Genomic DNA, 19,573 nt, shown 5'->3' with positions numbered 1-19,573 from the left:
AATTTTAGAAACTTTTAATAATGAATTGCGTTAAAGCGGAGGTCTGCGTCCGGTGATAAAAAATATTAATGCAAGTACTAAACCCACCACAAATAGAATCCAGGCAATACTGCTTGCAGTTCCTGCAACGCCACTGAAGCCTAAAACACCTGCAATAATTGCGATAATCAGAAATGTTAACGCCCAACTAATCATGGTATATCCTTGTTAAAGTTGAAAGGACTTACACCATAGGATTTTTAAAAAAAAAGCTCCTTAACACAGGTTAAAGCGAAATTTAACTCAAAAAGTTAGCTTGAGAGTACACTTGAAAAAGTGAGTCAAAAAATGTTTCACTAATTCAAAATTAATAACCGATTTATACATTTTTTCCGATGTTTAATTTCTTCAAGTATGAGGTAAATGATTATGTTCAAAAATACTGATTCAAATCCATTTCGCTTTTTATCCAAAGTCTTATTAATGGCTTTTGTTTTATCGGGTGCCGGTTTTCTCACAGCATGTGAAGATCAAGGTCCAGCAGAAGAAGCAGGTGAAGCCATCGATGAAAGCGTAGAAGAAAGTGGTGACGCGATAGAAGAAGCAACCGATTAATTTTGAAGTAATTGGTTTAACACTGGTGTCAAAGATTAAACAGTTTTAATCAGTAAACTTTATTCAAGGAGATAGTCAAATGGCAACTCAAGCTAGCAATCAGGAACTTCAGGAACAACTGGATACTTTACGTAAGGATTTTGCAGAAGTCACAAAGACATTAAGAGAGATGACCTCCGCTTATGCCAAAGATAGCCAGGATCGTGTTAAAGTCGCGGCAGGACAGGCTCAGGACCAGGTGAAAGAATCGTTTGGCAAAGTCCAAAGCGAAGTAGAAAGCCACCCTTACAGCAGTATGGCTGTCGCATTTGGTGTTGGTTTGGTTCTTGGTAAAATCCTGGATCGGTAATTCCATCTCATTATAATATGGAAACAAGCCACAGGAGATATATATGGGCTGGCGATCAAGAGTACAAATTAATACCGTAGCACTAGCAGTGGCAACTCTGTTAGGCATATTTGCGCTTGGCTTCGCTGGTTATGCCGTCTATCTTGCGTTATTGACTCATTACCCTCCAAATATTGCTGCCGTCATCACCGCTGGTGGTTATGCTCTTACTGCCATCCTGGTGATGTTGGTAGCAAAATTTGCAGTTTACCGCACAAAACAGGCATCCTCGGGCGTACAGAGGTCCAATAAACCGGATGTGGATGATTTGGAAAATGTTCTGCAAGCAGTTATTACACCTGCACTCAGCAAGATTGTACATCAGCATCCTGGCAAATCGGTTTTAGCGACTTTACTTGCCGGGTTGGTTGTCGGTTACAATGAAGACACGCGTAATACGGCGAAAGACGTGTTTAAGCGTTTCTTTGAAGAAAAATAATGCTTTTCTGACCGCTAATTGGCTGGTCATCAAAAGTTATTAACATTCAGTTCATTGACGTCAGGCAGGTGTGCTGTGGGAAAAAAACTGAATCGTACTGCTGGTAAAGTGCGGATTGAAGCCTTGCAAAACCAGCGTAAGGAACGGATCAGCAAAGCGGGTCTGTTACTGGAAAGATGGGGACAGCAGGATAGAATGCCGGTAACCGGTGAGCTGGAGCTAAGTGAAGTAGATCCTGAATTTATAGAGGATCAAATGACAGCAGAAGTGCTTAGTTCATTAACGGCTGAAAAAATGCGTATTGTCCGTCAACATTGGTCTGAAGGTCACTCAGCTGCTGAGATTGCTGAGATGGAAGATCAGCCACGAAATGAAATACGGCAGGTATTGGGGTTTGTTGTTGAACAAATTGCTGATAAAGTTTTGAAATAAGCTGCCGATATAACATTTAGAATAAGTTTTAGGGAGGCATAGATGGATACAACGAATGTTGCTGCAATGGCAAGTCAGTTGTCCGTTCAGCAGTCAGCCCAGCAACAAATGGTTGCGACGCTTAAACTTAGCAATGATCAGATTGAGGCCCAAGGCCAGGCAGTATTGAAATTACTGGATGCTGTTCCGGTGCCTCAGGGAAATTTAGGCAACATCATTAACGTAAAAGTGTGACAAGAATTTAACGTTTCATAGTACAAGTTTTATTGAAACCACCCCAGACATTGTCTCGGGTGGTTTTTTAATGCCTGAAAAACACGTAAGCTTCTACCAGACTTCATTTCTTGGATAAGTGGATATGGAAACCCTTGTTGTAATTATTTACCTGTTTTTTGTGCTGCTTATAGGCTTGTGGGCCGGACGTGGCATAAAAACCATGCAGGATTATGCTCTGGCAGGGAAATCTTTTGGCATGCTGGTGATATTTGCCACTTTATCGGCATCGTTTATCGGTGGTGGATTTTCCATGGGAAATGCCGAAAAGGTATTTCTGGTTGGCATCAGTAATATTGTTGCGTTATGGGGCTTTAGCATAAAAGAAATTCTGGTCGCCCGCTATATTGCACCGCAAATGATGCGTTATCCAAATGCCATTTCAGTAGGCGATATTATGGATGAACATTACGGTAAAGGGGCCCGGCTATTCAGTGGTGTATTTTCGCTCGCCCTGTGTGCGGGGATCCTCGGCGCCCAAATTGGTGCTATGGGTTATGTGTTTAACCTGTTTCTCGATGTTGATCGGGTGTGGGGCGTATTGATTGGTTGCGGCATTGTTATCGCATATGCAACGGTTGGTGGAATGCGTTCCGTGGTCTGGACCGATATTATTCAGTTTATCGTGCTGGCCTTCGGCATCCCGATGACATTGTATTTTGGTTTACAGCATGTTGGCGGCTGGCAGGCCATGCAAAACAATTTACCTGCAACGCACTTTACCTTACCCACAGAACCATTGGCAGTTATTGCATTATTATCGTTATTTATGACATTCATGCTGGGTGAAACGTTGGTACCACCCTATTTGCAACGGTTGTTAATTGGTAAAAGCAGTAAAGATGTTATTCGTGGGTCATTATTAAGCGGATTGTTTTCGATTCCGTTTTTTGCCATTACCGGTTTGATTGGTTTAGTGGCATTAGCCATGCAGCCGTCACTAGATGCTAATTTAGCGATGCCTTATGTTATTCAACAGGCTGTGCCGCCAATCCTGCAAGGTATTGTGGCAGCAGCCATTGTTTCTATCATTATGTCTTCAGCAGACTCGTTTTTAAATTCGGCATCAATTGCCTTCAGTAATGATATTGTCAGGCCATTACGAAAAACACCATTAACCGCCAAAGCAGAATTAATGCTCGCTCGTGTGGTCACATTGTTAGTGGGCATTGCATCAATGGTTTTTGCTTTATCGATTGATAGCGTAATCGATATTCTGATTTATGCGTATAACTTTTGGGCCCCAACCGTGTTAGTGCCTTTGACGATGGCAATTCTGGGCTGTTATGTGAGTCGTAAACGTTTTATTGCCGGAGCGGTGGCTGGAATCGGCTCTGCCATTGTCTGGAATGTGGTTTTACAGCAGCCATGGCAGATTGATGCTTTGGTGGTTGGTTTTTTTGCCAACTTAATTGCCTTTACTTGCGTTGATAGACCTGCTGCAAAAGCCGCCAAACTGGCAGATGCTCAATAGCCAGACATTGCTGAGGAATTACAAGATGAAATTATCGATAACCTGTCTTCAACGACTACTGATATTGCCGATACTGGCTGCTATGAGCAGTTGTGCTGCTTATGGTGTCGTCAACAGCGATCGTTATTCGGGATCATCCAGCGCAGTACCTGCTGAATATATTCCGTCACCGGGTTTTTGCCGTATCTGGTATAAAAACCGTACTCCAGAACAGCAACCGGCCCAGGGTGACTGTGAAACGTTAAAACAGGATATTCCTGAAAATGCCGTGTTGTTAAAAGGCTGACTTTAACTATGCAATCACGCTAGAATTGATTAATGACTCACCGCTTACGCATACTGACGGCTATATTTGTAATCATCAATTTATTGATGGTCAGTGGCGTTAGTGCATCTGTGGCTCATCTCCCCGACGATCATTATTCAGCCCATTTGAGTATTGCGCATAGCCATGCTGATCATCACTATCAGCATGAGGATATTGATCATGATCATCAGCTGCATTTGCACCTGGTTGCGGATTTAGTCAGTTATTCACTATTTTTTCAGGCTCGGACGGCTGATGCCGTTGCTAACACCAGCAGCAGTCGGCTGATGCCGTTGCTAACACCAGCAGCAGTCAGCTGGTGACTTTGTATTATTCCCCTCTTTTACCGCCCCCCAACGCTTAACTTCATAACGTTTTAAACAATTTAATGTTTAGCTGCCGGCTTTTCAGCAGGTGGTGTTATGGAGTTCATCATGAATTATCAACTAAATTCGCTCGCCGACAGGGTATTGATAGCGCTGTTGCTGACCTCTTTATTGTTAGCGACGTCAGCAGTGCATGCGGATAACCAAACGAGTCTGAATCTGGCCACAGCGCTAGAGCGCACGTTATTACTGAGTCCGAGATTACAACAATTTCCTTATCAACAGCGAGCGCTTGAAGCGCAGAAACTGCAGGCTGGGTTGCCACCCAATCCGCAATTACAGGCAGATTTGGAAAATGTGCTGGGCACCGGCAATAGTCGGGGTCTTTCCGGTGCGGAATTCACGTTATCGTTAAGCCAGCTTGTTGAAATGGGCGATAAACGGCAGAAACGCGTCGATCTGGTCGATGCCAAATCCAGTCAATTGCAACAGCAATTTGAGATCCAGCGTCTGGACACGCTTTCTGATGTGACCGCTAAGTATCTGCAGGCGTTACGGATAGATGCATTAGTAAGCTGGAATCAAAGGCGTATTCAGATTGAGAAGCAGGCCTTGGAGGTTATACAACAACGGGCTGCTGCCGGAGCGGTTGGTCAGGCAGATGTTTTACGTATGCAATTGTTGCTTGAACGCTCTGAGTCCAGACAGCAACAGCTAAATGGACAACGCAAACTTGCTTATCAGCAAGTTGCAGCCAGTTGGGGAGAAGAAGTCGATTTTGCCCAGTTGGAAGGGCAATTACAGCAACTGCCAACTTTGCCGGAACAGGATACGTTGGAACAGGCCATTCTGCATTCCCCGACATTTTTACAGAGCCATAGCTTAATCCGCTTACGTGAAGCCCAATTACGTCTGAGTGAAGCTAAATCCAGATCTGATTTCAGCTTCGGCGCCGGTATTCGTCGTCTGGAAGGCCAAAACGACAATGCTCTGGTGTTCAGTTTTTCAATGCCGCTGCAGTTATACGACCGCAATCAGGGCAATATCGCGGCGGCACATGCGGAATATGAAGCTGGCTTATTGCAGCAACAGCTGACGCAAACCGAATTGCGGATGGCCTTATTGGAAATCTATCAGGCCATGCTGAATAACCATCAACAAATCGATCGGCTGCAAAAAACGCTGACGCCTTTGACGCATGAGCTGTTGAAACAGACGGAAGCCGGGTATCAATCAGGGCAATACAACGTCTTGCAATGGATTGATGCACAACGCGAAGCCTTCACTGTTGAACGAGATCTGATTGAAGCACAAACCGCTGTACATACCCAGTTACTTGAACTTGAACGGTTAACCGGAATGCCTTTAAGCCGCTCAATCTTTACTGCCAGTTATCAGGAATAGTCCGATGAAATTAAGCACCTTATTTTTTAGCCTGCTGGCACTGTCGAGTTCAGTGGTTCTAGCGGCGACCGATCATGCTCATAAAGAACAGCATGATCACGAAGAAACCCTCGAAGGACCGCATGGTGGACGGTTATTGGAAAATGAAAACTTTGCGGTGGAAATAACCATTTATGAACAGGGCGTACCACCGGAAATGCGGGTTTATGCCTATGAACATGGAAAGCCAGTCGATCCTCAGCAGATCAATTTAACGGTAACGTTAACGCGGCTGGACGATGAGCAGAATCTTATCGACTTTACGACCGAAGCTGATTATCTGTTAGGGGATACGGTTATAGACGAACCACATTCATTTGAAGTGGTTGTGGAAGCAGAATATCAGGGTAAGTCCCATCATTGGCACTATGAAAGTTTTGAAGGTCGCAGCACGATAGCGGATCGCATGATAACGCTATCAGGAATAGAAACTGAGTCAGCTGAACCACAAACCTTATCAATAACCAATTCCCTCTATGGTGTAGTAAGTGTAGCGGAGGACCGCCAGTATCGGGTGCATGCGCCGTATCCCGGCATTATTGAATCGGTGATGGTCAACACCGGCGATAAAGTCAAAAAAGGTCAGGTGCTAGTGACCGTGCGTAATCAAACCACTTTACAAAGCTACTCTATCCGTAGTCCAGCCAACGGTGAAGTCACCCGGCGTATGGCCAATGCCGGTGATCACAGTGATATGGGCAGTTTGCTGGAAGTTAGTGATTTATCCCGAGTCTGGGTTGAGCTGTCGATGTTTCCAGCCGATATCGAACAATTACGGGTCGGTATGCCGGTCAAGGTGAATGATTTACATCAACATGAATCAGCTGAGGGAAAAATCAGTTACATCTCCCCCAAAATGACCGGAGGTCACATTGCCCGGGCCCGTGCGGAAATTACCAATGCAGCGGGGCATTGGCGTCCTGGTATGCATGTTAATGCTGAAGTGACAGTTGAACAATACCCTGCTGAACTGGCTGTAAAACACAGTGCTATTCAATCCTATCGGGATATGCCGGTGGTGTTTGTTCGTTATGGCAATACATTTGAAGTCAGAATGCTCACATTTGGCAAACAGGGAGCGGATTATATCGAAGTGCTTTCGGGGTTAAAACCAGGCAGCCAGTATGTGACGACAAACAGTTTTCTGCTCAAGGCAGAGGTGCTTAAATCCGGCGCCACCCATGATCACTAGGAGCAGAAGATGATTAACTTTATTGTAAAATTTTCTGTCGAACGCCGATGGTTAGTTCTTTTTATAACACTTCTTATTGTCGGAGTGGGCGCTTACAACGTTTTCCAGCTTAATATTGATGCTGTGCCGGATATTACCAATGTTCAGGTGCAGATTAATACTGAAGCAGAAGGTTATTCACCGTTGGAGGTTGAACAGCGAATTACCTATAGCGTCGAAAATGCGATGGCCGGCTTACCCAATCTCGATTACACCCGTTCTTTATCACGCTATGGGTTATCTCAAGTCACTGTGGTGTTTGAAGAAGATACGGATATTTATCTTGCCAGGCAGTTAATAAACGAACGCCTGCAGGGCATTCGCAGCGAATTACCTGTTGGCATAGAACCGCAGATGGGACCGATCGCCACTGGTTTGGGAGAGGTGTTTACCTACAGTGTGCGTGCGAAATCGGATGCGTTGAAAGCCGATGGCACTGAATATACGGCAGAAGATTTACGCACTATACAGGACTGGATTATCCGTCCCCAGATGGTAAAAGTGCCTGGCGTTACTGAGATCAACAGTATCGGTGGTTATGAACGTGAATATCAGGTGGCCCCTGATCCAGCCAAACTACTGGCCTATAAAGTCAGCCTGGCCGAACTCAGCGAGGCATTAATTCGCAACAACCAGAATGCGGGTGCTGGATATATTGAACGTAATGGCGAACAGTGGCTGGTACGTTCGCCAGGCCAGTTAACTTCTCTGGAAGATATTCGAAATGTTGTGATTACTAAACGTGATGACACGCCGATCCGGATAGCGGATGTGGCCGAGGTATTTTACGGAAAACAGTTACGCACCGGCGCTGCGACCCAGGATGGAAAGGAAACTGTGTTAGGTACGGCGTTTATGTTGATTGGCGAAAACAGTCGAGTGGTCGCCAGAGCAGTTGCTGAACGCCTGGAGCAGGTAAATCGGAGTTTGCCGGAAGGTATTGTGGCTGAAGCGGTATATGACCGGACCACATTAGTGGACAAAACACTTAAAACAGTCCAAAAAAATCTGTTCGAGGGCGCTTTGCTGGTCATTGTAGTGTTGTTTTTATTGCTGGGAAATATTCGGGCAGCATTAATCACAGCACTGGTCATTCCATTAAGTATGTTATTTGCCATTACCGGCATGGTTAGTAACAAAGTGTCGGGCAATTTGATGAGTCTGGGAGCGATTGATTTTGGACTGATAGTCGATGGTGCGGTGATCGTCGTGGAAAATGCCTTGCGGAGATTGGGGCTGGCACAGCAACGTCTTGGGCGTTTATTAAGCTTGCAGGAACGCCTGGCGGAGGTGATTGAGAGTACCCGTGAAGTGTTTAATCCGGCGGTATTTGGCATGTTCATTATTATGCTGGTGTATCTGCCGATTTTTGCCCTTAGTGGTGTTGAAGGCAAAATGTTTCATCCGATGGCGTTTACTGTGGTGGCTGCGTTAACCGGGGCTTTGATATTTGCAGTAACCTTTGTGCCGGCTGCGGTGGCGGTATTGATCACCGGCAAGGTGGCCGAACAGGAAAATCCCATTATGCGAGTGGCGCGCTGGGTTTATCGGCCAATGTTAAGTCTGTCTTTACGTCTGCCTTTTATCGTTGTGTTACTGGCCACGGTGATGGTCAGTATCACAGTTTATTATGGTTCGCGTTTAGGCAGCGAGTTTCTGCCCCAACTGGATGAAGGTGACATCGCTTTGCACGCATTGCGTGTCACCGGCACTGGACTGGAACAATCTGTGTCGATGCAAAATCAGCTTGAGTCCGTGATCGCCGAGTTTCCTCAGGTCAAACATGTTTATTCGAAAATTGGTACGCCAGATATAGCTACCGACCCGATGCCACCAAGTGTTGCGGATACCTTTGTTATTTTGCACTCAATTGAACAATGGCCTGAACCTAAATTGAGCAAAGCGGAATTCCTGGCGGAACTACGTGAAGCTGTGGAAGCGGTGCCGGGAAATCTCTATGAATTCACCCAGCCGATTGAAATGCGTTTTAATGAATTGATTGCCGGGGTTCGTGCAGACGTGGCATTACGAATTTATGGCGATGATTTGGAGACGCTTTATCAATTGGGAGGTCAGGCTGAGCAAATGTTGTCAGGTGTTACTGGTGCTTCAGATGTAAGGATGGAGCAATTGACAGGTTTGCCGATGTTATCCATTGAGCCACAACGTGATCATCTGGCTCTGTTGGGCTTGGATATCGCCAGTCTGCAGCAAAGCATTCAAACGGCGATTGGCGGTACCTCTGCCGGCTTGATTTATGAAGGGGATAAACGTTTCCGAATCGTGGTTCGCTTAAAAGATGAGATACGTAAGCATCCCGACCGATTGGCGAAACTGCCGATCGCATTACCTGACAGTGATGATCCAGATTTATCTTATGTGCCGTTGGGTGAAATTGCCGATATTAAAGCGATTAGCGGCCCCAATCAGATAAACCGTGAAAGCGGCAAACGTCACGTCATTATCAGTGCCAATGTGGTGGATAGGGATCTGGGATCTTTTATAGCGGATGTACAACAGAATGCACAACAGCTCAATTTGCCAGCCGGGTATTGGCTGGAATATGGCGGAACCTTTGAACAATTGGAATCGGCCAGCAAGCGACTTATGGTTGTGGTGCCCGTAACACTGTTGCTGATCCTGATGTTATTGTTCAGTGTGTTTAATTCATTAAAAGATGCTTTGCTGATTTTTACCGGCGTACCAATGGCATTAACCGGTGGACTGATTGCACTGATGTTAAGGGATATGCCGTTATCCATTTCTGCGGCAGTGGGATTTATTGCTTTATCGGGGATAGCCGTCTTAAACGGCGTGGTGATGTTGACTTTTATTCGACAGCTGCGTGAACAGGGTTTGGTATTGCTGGAAGCTGTTTTCGACGGTGCTATGCAACGGTTAAGACCTGTATTGATGACTGCCCTGGTAGCCGGTTTAGGGTTTCTGCCGATGGCATTGAATACGGGAACCGGTGCTGAAGTCCAGCGTCCATTAGCTACGGTTGTGGTGGGAGGAATTATTTCTTCAACGTTATTGACGTTGATGGTGTTACCCGCCTTGTATTTTTTAGCCTATCGATTCAAATCCAAATAAGGCCGGTTGGCTAAAAACGAAAAGGCCGGGTGAGCCCCGGCCTTTTAACGTCATACGTAGCTAAAGCATGTTTAGTTCAGCATAGATTGTACTTTGTTGCGTAATTGAGCATCGCTTTGGATAGCTAAAGCGATATTGCTATATGTCTCAACATCCAGACCTTCATCTTGAACGGTTTGAACCATTTTCTGGCTGGCTTCCTGTTGTAACTGGGCGGCTTGGTCAGGATCTTCAGTACTTTCCAGACGACCTGAATATTCATCACGAATTTCTTCAAGATCATCTTGAACATCGGCAAATTTTTGCAACTCAGTATCACTGAAATCAGTTGCTGGAGCAGTTTCAGGCATTGGAGCTTGAGGAGCTGCCTGTTGTGGTTGTTCTGCAAAAGCAGGAGCGCTTAGACCTAAAGCCATTAAGATTGAAGCAAAAATAGCTGTTTTTTTCATGGTGTTTTCCTTTATTGAGTGTGGAACACATACATGCGATTGCGACAATCATGCCAGAAACCAAACTATTTTTAAGCTTCTGTATTTATTAAATAAAATATTTTTTGTTACATCTTATTAAGCCTATTTGAAGCTTGACGAGTGCTTTGGTGTGTGTCAATTTGGCCCATGTGCCATAAATTCAAGTTTATTAAGAGAACATTTAATGCGTTTTCCATCCATTTTCAGCAACCTGCGATTAGTGTTGATCATGCAGGTTGCATTGCCTGTGTTACTGGTACTGGCGATGATCCTCGCGATTGGTCTATCAATGGTGGGCCAATTTATAGAGGAAAGAATGCAGCGGGACTTACAGCAAGTGGCCCGAACCATTCATTTACCGGTTTCTCAGGCGCTGGAACGGCAGGATCTGGATCAGTTACAAAACAGTATGGCGTCGGTTTTTGGTATTACCGAGGTATATGGAGCCTATTTATTCGATGCTAATGGTAAGCGGTTAAGCAGTTTTGGTGTCGTTAATCCGACAAAAGAACAGGCAACGGATGCACTTGAACAAATCGTCGAAGGTGAATTTGCACAATATGAACGGATACGTGGACGTAATGTGTATTCCTTTTTTATGCCTATATTTGATGCGACTGGCCAGCCTAATGGCCTATTACAAGTGACACGTCGGCGTAGTGATATTGATCGTGAGTTGACCGAATTAAAATATTGGGCCTGGGGCGGCTTTGGACTGGTGTCATTAATCATTCTTGGAGTGATTACCTACTCCCATCAACGTGCCATTGAAACGCCATTGCAGAAGTTGGTTGAGAGCATGCGGCGAGTGAGCCAGGGGGATAGAGAACACCGGGCAGCAGAACAGGGCCCAATTGAAATAAGCCAATTGGCAAAAGGACTCAATGGCATGCTCAATGCGATTGAAGCTGCAGAGAAAAGCGAAGCTCAGCAACGATCAGCACGAGAGCAAATGGCAGAAAGACTCAGGCAAACTGAAACCATGGCAGCGCTTGGACAATTATCGGCCGGTGTGGCTCATGAATTAGGTGCACCGCTCACAGTGGTTGATGGACGAGCCAGCCGATTATTAAGGCGCCTGGAAAACGAAAGAGACGTAAAAGAGTTAAATGAAATTCGTCAGCAAGCAGCCAGAATGACCTCGATTATTCAACAATTACTTAGTTTTGGCCGTTCATCACGTACTGAAATTCGTGAGCTTGATGTGACTTCATTGGTCGAAAGGGCAGAAGCTTTGCTGTCGAATCAAGGTTATAAAGTTAATCTTGTTAAGGGGCCCATATCGACAATTAAAGGCGATTCATTGAGCCTGGAACAGGCTTTGATCAATTTATTACGCAATGCCTGTCAGGCCTGTCCTGATGGGCCGGTTGAACTCTCCTGGGAGCAGGATGGAGAACAGTTACAAATCCATGTAGATGATGCTGGCCCTGGCATTAACGAGGAGCAGAAAACTCAGATTTTTGATCCATTTGTCACGACCAAAACACCGGGTGAAGGCAGTGGTCTGGGGCTGGCTATTGTGAAACGGATCTTGCGAGAACATCAGGGGGAAGTAGTGTTGAGTCATAGCCCACTGGGTGGCGCCAGGTTCAGTCTGATTTTACCGTTGGTTTTAACAACAGATTCCGGAACAACCGCATGACGATAAAACAGAATAAAAATTTGCCTATCTTGTTGATAGAAGATGATCAGGCGTTAGCCAGACTGATTTCGGATGAATTGGAAGCTGAAGGCTGGAATCTGGAGGTACACCATCAGGTTCAATCGGCTTTGGACTGGCTTACCATTAATCAACCAGCTTTGATTGTCACTGATTTGCGCTTGCCGGATGGTAATGGAATGCAGGTAGTTGAGCAGGTTGTCACCCACTGGCCGGAAGAACAACGACCTGGACTGATTGTTATCACGGCATTTGGCAGTGTGCGTCAGGCAGTACAGGCTTTACAGGCGGGGGCCGATGACTTTCTAACCAAACCGCTGGATTTGGAACATTTTCTGCTGGCGGTCGAGCGGGTGGTCGCTACCCGTAAATTACATGATGAGCTGTTTCAATTTCGTAAACTCAATCGCCAGCCCGCTTTTCATCAGATGTTTGGTCGCAGTGAAGCCATGCGTAATTTGTTTGAGCAGATTAAAGTTATTGGCCGGGCTCAGGGGCCTGTTTTGATTAATGGTGAGAGTGGAACCGGTAAAGAACTGGTCGCCAAAGCATTACATGCAGAAAGTGATCGTGCTGATGGACCATTTTTAGCGGTGAATTGTGCCGGCATTCCGCAAGAGTTATTGGAAAGTGAATTTTTCGGTCATGCTGCTGGCTCATTTACCGGTGCCAAAAAAGCCCGAAAAGGATTATTGCAGGAAGCCAATGGTGGCAGCCTGTTACTTGATGAAATTGGTGAAATGCCAATGGCACTACAGGCAAAACTATTACGCGCTTTACAGGATGGATCGATTCGGCCGGTGGGCCATGATACCGAAGAAAAAGTGGATGTCCGTATTATTGCGGCCACCCATCGGGATTTGAAACAAAAAGTTATTGAAGGCAGTTTTCGGGAAGATTTATTCTATCGTATGGAAACCTTTGCTTTGTCGGTTCCTCCTCTACGTGACCGTGAAGAGGATAGGGAGATTTTAGCGCAGCAGTTTTTACAACAACTGGTGGTTGCTCAGGGACGTAAAATTCAGGGTTTTAGCGATAAGGCACTGGAGATTATTCGTGACTATGCTTTTCCTGGTAATGTCAGAGAGCTACATAATGTCGTAGAGAGAGCGTTTGCCTTTTGCAACGAAGAATGGGTGCAACCGCAGCATTTACCCGCTCGCTTACTGGAAAATCAACCGACACAACCGGCGATGGCAAGCCCTGAAACAGATAGGCACAATGATGAGTTATTGGCCGGCGCTGTATTGCCAACTCTGGATCAGTTACAAAAACGTTATGTAAATATGGTTTTAAAAGAGGTGGATGGTAATAAACGTCGTGCCGCTGCTTTACTGGGAATCGGTCGTCGTACTTTGTATCGCTGGCTCGATGAAGAAACTGATGAGGCGGAGGATACGGCTTAATCCTTCGAAATATAACCCCATTTATTACGAATTTTTATTGCCGCTAACCCTTCATTAAACGGTTGAGCATGTTCAAATTGGGGTTCGATAACCACTTCACCTTGCCGATTAATATAACCATACTGACGATAGTTATAGGTTATCACCGCCAAACCATCCGAAAATGAATATGCCCAGACATATTCCGGTTCAATCTCAATCTGGCCTTCGGTATTGATATAGCCAACCTTGGCGTTTTTCTCCACCCGGGCTAAACCTTCGCGGAAATTCCAGGCATCATCAAAATAAGGCTTAACCACTATTTCTCCACTGGAATCAATAAAACCGTATAGCCCATTTTGTTTAATGACGGCAAAACCCTCACCAAATGCTTTGGCCTGATCAAATTGAGGACGGATCAGCCAGTCACCTTCTTTATCGATATACCCCCACTTACCATCAACAAATACGGCAGCATAACCCTCACGAAATACCCGACTCTGGGCAAATGCTGGCGTGATTAATTGTTTTCCCTCGGCATCGATATATCCCCACTCTTCACCCACTCTAAAGGCCGCACGTTGTTCGCTGAAGATCTGAATTTCATCAAATTGTGCCTTAATGACTTCCTCTCCCTCAGTATTCAGATAGCCCCATTGATCATTGACTCTGAAACCGGCCAGACCTTGAGAGAAAACCCCAACCTTGTCATATTTGGCCGGGATTACTTCCTGACCAGAAGTATTAAGAAAGCCCCAGGAGCCATCCTTGATAAAAGCAGCATATCCCTGTTTAAAAGATTGAATTTTCGGGTAGGTGGGCTGCAGTATTATTTTTCCATTTCGATCTACAATGCCCCATAGATTATCATTGCGATAGGCGGTGACGCCGCTATCCAAATCATTGATTTCATCAGCGGTGAAAAGAATTTCACCATCGGGATTGATCATGGCAAATTGTGCAATGCCCTGATTGGCAATCATTACCGCCGCTCGGTCATTTTTAAAACTGCCAGCATCATCAAAAATAAGATCAATCTTCAGATTTTCTACATAAGCCATGGTAGGCTGAACAGCATGACTGGCAGAGAAGCCGGCGAATGTCAGCGCTGACAGAATATATCCCAATGTTTTAAATAGTTTTCTACTCATAACGTCACCCACCTTACGGGAATTATTCCCATGATAAGTCTGTTCTTGATTGGGTGAAAACCTTGTGAAAATAAACTGTTGTGATAACAGGCCCTAGGTCCCCACTGCAGCTTAAGCGATAGTGAATCAACAATGTTGATGGAGTATGTATGGAAAAGGATGAAGATACCTATACAGCGCTGAAAATGATGGCAGAAACCATTGATCTGAGTTCACGCAATGATAATGACGAGATTATTGGTCTGGAATACTATGTTAATTTCAATGTGTTGACTGACGATGAGCTGGCCGAACTGATTCAGCTTTGGGAGCAAAGATTAACGACCTGCCGCAAAGAAAAACTGGCGTCGCAATTTACTGTAATCCAAGTGTTTGGCTTAATTGGACTGGCGATGCTTATTGCCTGGTTATCGGGCGGGATTGCCGGGGCGATTGCCAGTATGATTGGCGTTGTCGGTATGATTGCGATGATTGAAGATAAGCGGGTCAAGAAAGCGAAACGTAACTTGAAAGATGCAGAGAAAGTCTGCAATAAGCTTCATTCCTATGCTCGTTAGTCCGTTACAAGGAACCTCCGGCTCGCTTAGTCAGTCTGGTTAAGCTATCAACTTCAGGAATGTTTGCGTGCTTCGCCAGTTTATTCAAAGTTTATTAGGTAGTCTCTCGGCGCTTTCATTAAGTGCTTGTTCACCGGTAACCGTATTAAACGCCATGGTGCCGGAGTCAGGTTATCAACATCAAGCAGATCTCATTTATGGCGATCATCCGCGCCTGAAACTGGATATCTATCAGCCAGTGAATTCAACAGCAACCAGAAAACCAGCCACTGTCATTTTCTTTTATGGTGGCGGCTGGGAAGACGGTGAAAAAGCTGATTATAAATTTGTTGCAGAAGCACTGACGTCACAGGGAGTCATTGTGGTTATTCCTGATTACCGAGTCTACCCTGAAGTTGTATTTCCTCAATTTATCGAAGATGCTGCTCAATCAGTGGCCTGGACCAGACAGCATATTGCAGAGTTTGGCGGTGATCCTGAGCAACTGTTTATTGCCGGACACTCTGCCGGAGCACATATTGCTGCCATGTTGTCGGTGAATCCGCTTTATTTGCAGCAGGTTGATATGCAGCCACAGCAGTTGCAGGGAATGATTGGTTTAGCTGGACCCTATGATTTCCTGCCACTGAAAAGTGAGACCTTAAAACAAATTTTTGGCAATGAAAGCAGTCAATGGCAAAGTCAGCCAGTGAATTTTGTCACCAACGATCATCCCCCGATGTTATTGCTGGTAGGCACTGATGATCGTACTGTACTCCCACGTAACAGTTATCGACTGGCAGATAAACTCAAGCAGCATGGTAATTCAGTAGAATTGGTGGAATTTGATGGGTACGGCCATGTGGCTATGGTTGCCAAGCTGGCAAAACCTCTGCGTGGAGAAGGTGCTTTACTTGCTCCAATCACAACATTTATTGAAAAATATCGAGATTAGCTTAACTCCAGAATGAGTTGCTGTGCCAATGTATCGGCACTACTGAAAGCCGACTCAACTCGACCCTGAATGCACCAGTCACCGCAAGCCGCCAGTTTTAGTGTGTTATCCAGATAAGCCTGTTGACCAGTTTGAGCAGGAATATTGGCGTAGACCCAGCGTTTTAAATCAATATGACTGACTTTATCAATATCCAGTCCACTGACACGATGCACTTCATCAAGCATCTGTTGTTTGATTCGCTCATCATCGACTGCCAGGTTTTCTTCTGCCCAGACATTATTGGCTTGTATCACCATTGAAAACCCACCGGAGCGAGAAGGTTTAGAGCTGTTAACCGACATCCAGCTTATTTTTGCATTGCGAACTAACGCTGCTTGCCAGTCGGGTGTGGGGGCATCATTAAAGCCCAGCATTAACGCGTAACAGGCCAGCATTTTTGTGTGCTCAATAGAGTGGTGGCTGGCAAACTCCTTTGGTAAAAGATCGGCGGTTTGTCTCGCTGGCAGACAGCTGATCACCCAATCAAAATCATTCGCAATTTGCGTCTCCTGATGCAATAAGCACCATTTCCCATTCTGTTGCTTAAGATGGGTGATTTGCTGATTAAACTGAATATTCAAGGGCGCAGCGAGTGCCTGAGCAAACGCCTGCATATCAGGACTGCCAACATAATGTGGATAGTCTGCATTCCACTGGCGTTCTACTACTTTTTCAGTTCCGGCGAATTCTGCGAAATATGCATCCCAGCGTTGTATCACCTGCTTTTTGATTAATGGCTGAATAAATTCGGCAAACCGTGGCGTTTTAACTGTAAAAAATTGGGCACCGTGATCAAACTGAAATGGGCCCGCGGTGCGTGATGCCAATCTGCCGCCAGCACGGCGAGCTTTTTCGAACAAATGAATGTCCGCATAGGGCTGAAGCTGATGAGCCAGTGTGAGTCCTGCCAGTCCGCTGCCAATAATTGCAATTTTGCTCATGTGGATCCGAGGAGGTAATGAATTCGGCAATCAGACCAAAGTGGTTATGAAGAGGTTTCTGACAGGCGAAAAAAAACCCCAGTCCGAAGACTGAGGTTTTTTATTTTTTTATAACTGCGTATTAACGGTTGCAGATATACATTGTTACTTCGAAACCGAAACGCATGTCTGAATATTCTGGTTTAGTCCACATAATCATTCTCCTCAAATTTGATATCAGCGTTTGCTGACTTAGGTATAGATTAACGTGTTCAAACAACTAAAACCTCAGTGATACACCCGAATGGACTCAGGATTTTCCTGATTAATCACTTACCGGGGTGCGCATAGTGACAAACTCTTCCGCTGCAGTTGGATGAATGCCAATCGTTGCATCAAAATCTGTTTTGGTTGCCCCGCATTTAATCGCAATGGCTATGCCCTGCATAATTTCCCCTGCTGAGTCTCCCACCATGTGTGCTCCTAACACTCTATCAGTATCACCGTCGACCAGTAACTTCATTAAAGTGCGTTCCTGCGAGCCACCCAAGGTGTGTTTCATCGCGCGAAAGTTTGAGCGATATTTCAATACATTTGAATATTCCTTACGTGCCTGTTCTTCCGTCATACCGACAGTACCGATATTGGGCTGACAAAACACTGTGGTGGCAATATTGCTGTAATCCACTTTACAAGGTTGCTTATCAAACAGATAGCCAGCCAATGCCATACCCTCGGCTAATGCTACAGGTGTTAGTTCCATACCACCTGTTACATCGCCCAGGGCGTAAATACTGGGTTCAGACGTCTGAAAGGTTTTATTAACCTCGATATGTCCACTTTTACCAAGCTTGATGTCAACATTTTCCAGTCCCAATCCATCGAGATGTGGTTTCCTGCCGGTGGCAAATAACACGGTATCAACCGTTAAATGATGACCATCCGACATGGTTAAATATAAACTGTCATCTTTTTGTTTCTTAATTGATTTCACTTCGGTATTAAAGTGAATATGCACACCATTTTGTTGAATCTGCTCTGCAGCAAATTCAGCCGTCTCTTTATCAAAACCGTTCAGTAATCCGCCACCACGGACAATTTGTGTGACTTGAGCACCCAAGCCATGAAAAATACCGGCAAACTCCACGGCGATATACCCCCCGCCCACAACCGCCAGGCGTTTAGGGAATTCTGCCAAATCAAAAATTCCATTGGAATCCACTGCATGGGTTTTACCGGGTATATCCGGGATAAATGGCCAGCCGCCCGTAGCAATTAAAATTCGTTCTGTGGTGAATTTCTTACCATTTACTTCCACCGTATGGGCATCAATTATTTTGCCTCTGCCATCGATTATCTCAACGCCGGCACGATCCAGAATGCCTTCATAGACACCATTCAAACGACTGATTTCATCTGTTTTGTTATCACGTAACGTCGCCCAGTCAAAAGCCGGTTTACTGACTTGCCAGCCAAAGCCTTTGGCATCGTTGAAATGGGCTGAATATTCAGAAGCATAAACATAAAGTTTTTTAGGTACACAACCGACATTTACACAAGTTCCGCCCAGATAACGATCTTCGCATACTGCGACTTTTGCACCATATGATGCCGCCATGCGGCTGGCTCGAACGCCACCTGAACCGGCACCAATAACAAATAAATCGTAATCGTATTGCATCTAAAAAACTCCTGTCTGCCATTTAACTTTACAAAAAAATACCGGACCTGAATGGTCACAGGTCCGGTGTAATGTGGCTAATACAGCATTATTGTTTATTCAAATAATCCAGCATGGTATCCACGCCGCTGACTTCAAACGGGTCATCAGGGCAATTATCCATCTTGCCTGGCTCAGCAAAAAGTTTTTTCACTTCACCATCCACCACATGCATTGAGTAACGCCATGAACGCTCACCAAAGCCCAGGTTTTCTTTTTTCACCAGCATGTTCATGCCACGGGTAAATTCACCATTACCATCCGGCAGCAATTTGACTTTTTTCACGTCCTGACGTTTGCCCCATTGGAACATGGTGAAAGCATCATTTACGGACAGACAATAAACTTCATCAATGCCTTTTGCTTTCAGCTCATCATAGTGTTCTTCATAACCTGGCAAGTGGGTACTTGAACAGGTCGGGGTAAACGCACCAGGCAATGCGAAGACGATGACACTTTTACCTTTGAAAATTTCATCGGTCGTAACATCCTGCCAGCGGAAAGGGTTATCGCCACCAATACTTTCATCTCTTACACGGGTTTTAAAAACGACATTAGGTACTCGTTGAGTCATGTTGTTAATCTCCTTTTTTGGGGTAGTGGTTTCCTGAACATTTATTCAGTTATGAGCAGTGTAGCGGAACAATAATGATTAATAAAACAACTTATTTCGGTTTTATTAATCGGTAAAAGCGATTAATCTTGGGTCTGACTATTGATATCAATCGCCA

At 45.1% G+C, this 19,573-nt stretch carries 22 protein-coding genes; 15 read left to right on the top strand and 7 right to left on the bottom strand.

Annotated features, from left to right (window positions below; all coding sequences use genetic code 11):
• Nucleotides 1-30 precede the first annotated feature (30 nt).
• Nucleotides 31-195, bottom strand: coding sequence for a DUF1328 domain-containing protein (locus B3M51_RS11170; protein WP_292483160.1), 165 nt, complete (start codon nt 193-195; stop codon nt 31-33).
• 213 nt (nt 196-408) lie between these two features.
• Between B3M51_RS11170 and B3M51_RS11165 the strand changes: the two genes are divergently transcribed.
• From B3M51_RS11165 to B3M51_RS11115, 11 genes are all read left to right on the top strand, one after another.
• Nucleotides 409-594 carry a hypothetical protein gene (locus B3M51_RS11165; protein ID WP_292483162.1) on the top strand — a complete coding sequence of 62 codons (186 nt, stop codon included), beginning with the start codon at nt 409-411 and terminating at the stop codon, nt 592-594.
• A 79-nt stretch (nt 595-673) separates the two neighbouring features.
• Nucleotides 674-943 carry a DUF883 family protein gene (locus B3M51_RS11160; protein WP_292483163.1) on the top strand — a complete coding sequence of 90 codons (270 nt, stop codon included), beginning with the start codon at nt 674-676 and terminating at the stop codon, nt 941-943.
• A 43-nt stretch (nt 944-986) separates the two neighbouring features.
• A complete protein-coding gene (locus B3M51_RS11155; protein ID WP_292483165.1) occupies nt 987-1,421 on the top strand; it encodes a phage holin family protein in 435 nt (144 codons plus the stop codon).
• Between the two features lie 75 nt (nt 1,422-1,496).
• Nucleotides 1,497-1,853 carry a hypothetical protein gene (locus tag B3M51_RS11150; protein WP_292483167.1) on the top strand — a complete coding sequence of 119 codons (357 nt, stop codon included), beginning with the start codon at nt 1,497-1,499 and terminating at the stop codon, nt 1,851-1,853.
• A 42-nt stretch (nt 1,854-1,895) separates the two neighbouring features.
• Nucleotides 1,896-2,087 carry a YjfB family protein gene (locus B3M51_RS11145; protein WP_292354295.1) on the top strand — a complete coding sequence of 64 codons (192 nt, stop codon included), beginning with the start codon at nt 1,896-1,898 and terminating at the stop codon, nt 2,085-2,087.
• Between the two features lie 124 nt (nt 2,088-2,211).
• Nucleotides 2,212-3,600: a sodium:solute symporter family protein gene (locus B3M51_RS11140; protein ID WP_292483169.1), complete on the top strand. Its 1,389-nt coding sequence runs from the start codon at nt 2,212-2,214 to the stop codon at nt 3,598-3,600.
• A gap of 25 nt (nt 3,601-3,625) precedes the next feature.
• Nucleotides 3,626-3,886 carry a hypothetical protein gene (locus B3M51_RS11135; protein WP_292483171.1) on the top strand — a complete coding sequence of 87 codons (261 nt, stop codon included), beginning with the start codon at nt 3,626-3,628 and terminating at the stop codon, nt 3,884-3,886.
• 32 nt (nt 3,887-3,918) lie between these two features.
• Complete coding sequence (locus B3M51_RS11130) at nt 3,919-4,230, top strand: hypothetical protein (protein WP_292759243.1); 312 nt, start codon at nt 3,919-3,921, stop codon at nt 4,228-4,230.
• A gap of 111 nt (nt 4,231-4,341) precedes the next feature.
• The gene (locus tag B3M51_RS11125; RefSeq protein ID WP_292483176.1) at nt 4,342-5,637 is read left to right on the top strand and encodes a TolC family protein; all 1,296 of its coding nucleotides are present in this window, start codon (nt 4,342-4,344) and stop codon (nt 5,635-5,637) included.
• Nucleotides 5,638-5,641: 4 nt separating this feature from the next.
• The gene (locus tag B3M51_RS11120) at nt 5,642-6,868 is read left to right on the top strand and encodes an efflux RND transporter periplasmic adaptor subunit (RefSeq protein ID WP_292483177.1); all 1,227 of its coding nucleotides are present in this window, start codon (nt 5,642-5,644) and stop codon (nt 6,866-6,868) included.
• Between the two features lie 9 nt (nt 6,869-6,877).
• Complete coding sequence (locus tag B3M51_RS11115; RefSeq protein ID WP_292759239.1) at nt 6,878-10,000, top strand: efflux RND transporter permease subunit; 3,123 nt, start codon at nt 6,878-6,880, stop codon at nt 9,998-10,000.
• A 71-nt stretch (nt 10,001-10,071) separates the two neighbouring features.
• Here the strand turns inward: B3M51_RS11115 and B3M51_RS11110 are convergent, their stop codons facing one another.
• Nucleotides 10,072-10,449 (bottom strand): DUF4168 domain-containing protein, encoded by a 378-nt coding sequence (locus B3M51_RS11110; protein WP_292483180.1) that lies wholly within the window; start codon nt 10,447-10,449, stop codon nt 10,072-10,074.
• A 205-nt stretch (nt 10,450-10,654) separates the two neighbouring features.
• Here B3M51_RS11110 and B3M51_RS11105 point away from each other — a divergent pair, with 205 nt between their 5' ends.
• Together B3M51_RS11105 and B3M51_RS11100 are read left to right on the top strand one after the other, a co-directional pair.
• Complete coding sequence (locus tag B3M51_RS11105; RefSeq protein ID WP_292483182.1) at nt 10,655-12,115, top strand: sensor histidine kinase; 1,461 nt, start codon at nt 10,655-10,657, stop codon at nt 12,113-12,115.
• Nucleotides 12,112-13,539 (top strand): sigma-54-dependent transcriptional regulator, encoded by a 1,428-nt coding sequence (locus tag B3M51_RS11100; RefSeq protein ID WP_292483184.1) that lies wholly within the window; start codon nt 12,112-12,114, stop codon nt 13,537-13,539. The genes B3M51_RS11105 and B3M51_RS11100 overlap by 4 nt, the downstream gene beginning before the upstream one ends.
• Here the strand turns inward: B3M51_RS11100 and B3M51_RS11095 are convergent.
• The gene (locus B3M51_RS11095) at nt 13,536-14,669 is read right to left on the bottom strand and encodes a WG repeat-containing protein (protein ID WP_292483186.1); all 1,134 of its coding nucleotides are present in this window, start codon (nt 14,667-14,669) and stop codon (nt 13,536-13,538) included. The two genes, B3M51_RS11100 and B3M51_RS11095, sit on opposite strands and share 4 nt — an antisense overlap.
• Before the next feature lie 149 nt (nt 14,670-14,818).
• On the opposite strand from B3M51_RS11095, the gene B3M51_RS11090 reads away from it, so the two are divergent.
• Together B3M51_RS11090 and B3M51_RS11085 are read left to right on the top strand one after the other, a co-directional pair.
• Nucleotides 14,819-15,226: a hypothetical protein gene (locus B3M51_RS11090; RefSeq protein ID WP_292483188.1), complete on the top strand. Its 408-nt coding sequence runs from the start codon at nt 14,819-14,821 to the stop codon at nt 15,224-15,226.
• Nucleotides 15,227-15,293: 67 nt separating this feature from the next.
• Nucleotides 15,294-16,160, top strand: coding sequence for an alpha/beta hydrolase (locus tag B3M51_RS11085; protein WP_292483190.1), 867 nt, complete (start codon nt 15,294-15,296; stop codon nt 16,158-16,160).
• Here the strand turns inward: B3M51_RS11085 and B3M51_RS11080 are convergent.
• The 4 genes from B3M51_RS11080 to B3M51_RS11065 form a co-directional block, all read right to left on the bottom strand.
• Entirely contained in the window at nt 16,157-17,143 is a 987-nt protein-coding gene (locus tag B3M51_RS11080; protein WP_292483191.1) for an NAD(P)/FAD-dependent oxidoreductase, read from the bottom strand. The two genes, B3M51_RS11085 and B3M51_RS11080, sit on opposite strands and share 4 nt — an antisense overlap.
• Nucleotides 17,144-17,264: 121 nt before the next feature.
• Nucleotides 17,265-17,336, bottom strand: a complete 72-nt coding sequence (gene pqqA / locus B3M51_RS11075) for a pyrroloquinoline quinone precursor peptide PqqA (RefSeq protein ID WP_081443609.1) — start codon at nt 17,334-17,336, stop codon at nt 17,265-17,267.
• A 111-nt stretch (nt 17,337-17,447) separates the two neighbouring features.
• On the bottom strand, nt 17,448-18,803 hold the full coding sequence (gene gorA, locus B3M51_RS11070) for a glutathione-disulfide reductase (RefSeq protein ID WP_292759232.1): 1,356 nt from the start codon (nt 18,801-18,803) through the stop codon (nt 17,448-17,450).
• Nucleotides 18,804-18,891: 88 nt separating this feature from the next.
• Nucleotides 18,892-19,416 carry a peroxiredoxin gene (locus tag B3M51_RS11065; protein WP_292354327.1) on the bottom strand — a complete coding sequence of 175 codons (525 nt, stop codon included), beginning with the start codon at nt 19,414-19,416 and terminating at the stop codon, nt 18,892-18,894.
• Nucleotides 19,417-19,573: the final 157 nt, after the last annotated feature.

The sequence above is a fragment of the Methylophaga sp. UBA2689 genome, from assembly GCA_002354555.1.
In the GTDB taxonomy this organism is placed as follows: Bacteria; Pseudomonadota; Gammaproteobacteria; order Nitrosococcales; family Methylophagaceae; genus Methylophaga.
This window is presented reverse-complemented; position numbering and strand designations above follow the sequence as displayed.

Bases quoted from the DNA above. Each gene is read 5' to 3' on its own strand.
- B3M51_RS11065 (WP_292354327.1), bottom strand. From the start codon at position 19,416: ATGACTCAACGAGTACCTAATGTCGTTTTTAAAACCCGTGTAAGAGAT.
- B3M51_RS11135 (WP_292483171.1), top strand. From the start codon at position 3,626: ATGAAATTATCGATAACCTGTCTTCAACGACTACTGATATTGCCGATA.
- B3M51_RS11125 (WP_292483176.1), top strand. From the start codon at position 4,342: ATGAATTATCAACTAAATTCGCTCGCCGACAGGGTATTGATAGCGCTG.
- B3M51_RS11105 (WP_292483182.1), top strand. From the start codon at position 10,655: ATGCGTTTTCCATCCATTTTCAGCAACCTGCGATTAGTGTTGATCATG.
- B3M51_RS11120 (WP_292483177.1), top strand. From the start codon at position 5,642: ATGAAATTAAGCACCTTATTTTTTAGCCTGCTGGCACTGTCGAGTTCA.
- B3M51_RS11170 (WP_292483160.1), bottom strand. From the start codon at position 195: ATGATTAGTTGGGCGTTAACATTTCTGATTATCGCAATTATTGCAGGT.
- gorA (WP_292759232.1), bottom strand. From the start codon at position 18,803: ATGCAATACGATTACGATTTATTTGTTATTGGTGCCGGTTCAGGTGGC.
- B3M51_RS11080 (WP_292483191.1), bottom strand. From the start codon at position 17,143: ATGAGCAAAATTGCAATTATTGGCAGCGGACTGGCAGGACTCACACTG.
- B3M51_RS11100 (WP_292483184.1), top strand. From the start codon at position 12,112: ATGACGATAAAACAGAATAAAAATTTGCCTATCTTGTTGATAGAAGAT.
- B3M51_RS11095 (WP_292483186.1), bottom strand. From the start codon at position 14,669: ATGAGTAGAAAACTATTTAAAACATTGGGATATATTCTGTCAGCGCTG.
- B3M51_RS11165 (WP_292483162.1), top strand. From the start codon at position 409: ATGTTCAAAAATACTGATTCAAATCCATTTCGCTTTTTATCCAAAGTC.
- B3M51_RS11160 (WP_292483163.1), top strand. From the start codon at position 674: ATGGCAACTCAAGCTAGCAATCAGGAACTTCAGGAACAACTGGATACT.
- B3M51_RS11130 (WP_292759243.1), top strand. From the start codon at position 3,919: ATGACTCACCGCTTACGCATACTGACGGCTATATTTGTAATCATCAAT.
- B3M51_RS11115 (WP_292759239.1), top strand. From the start codon at position 6,878: ATGATTAACTTTATTGTAAAATTTTCTGTCGAACGCCGATGGTTAGTT.
- B3M51_RS11155 (WP_292483165.1), top strand. From the start codon at position 987: ATGGGCTGGCGATCAAGAGTACAAATTAATACCGTAGCACTAGCAGTG.
- B3M51_RS11140 (WP_292483169.1), top strand. From the start codon at position 2,212: ATGGAAACCCTTGTTGTAATTATTTACCTGTTTTTTGTGCTGCTTATA.
- B3M51_RS11110 (WP_292483180.1), bottom strand. From the start codon at position 10,449: ATGAAAAAAACAGCTATTTTTGCTTCAATCTTAATGGCTTTAGGTCTA.
- B3M51_RS11145 (WP_292354295.1), top strand. From the start codon at position 1,896: ATGGATACAACGAATGTTGCTGCAATGGCAAGTCAGTTGTCCGTTCAG.
- B3M51_RS11090 (WP_292483188.1), top strand. From the start codon at position 14,819: ATGGAAAAGGATGAAGATACCTATACAGCGCTGAAAATGATGGCAGAA.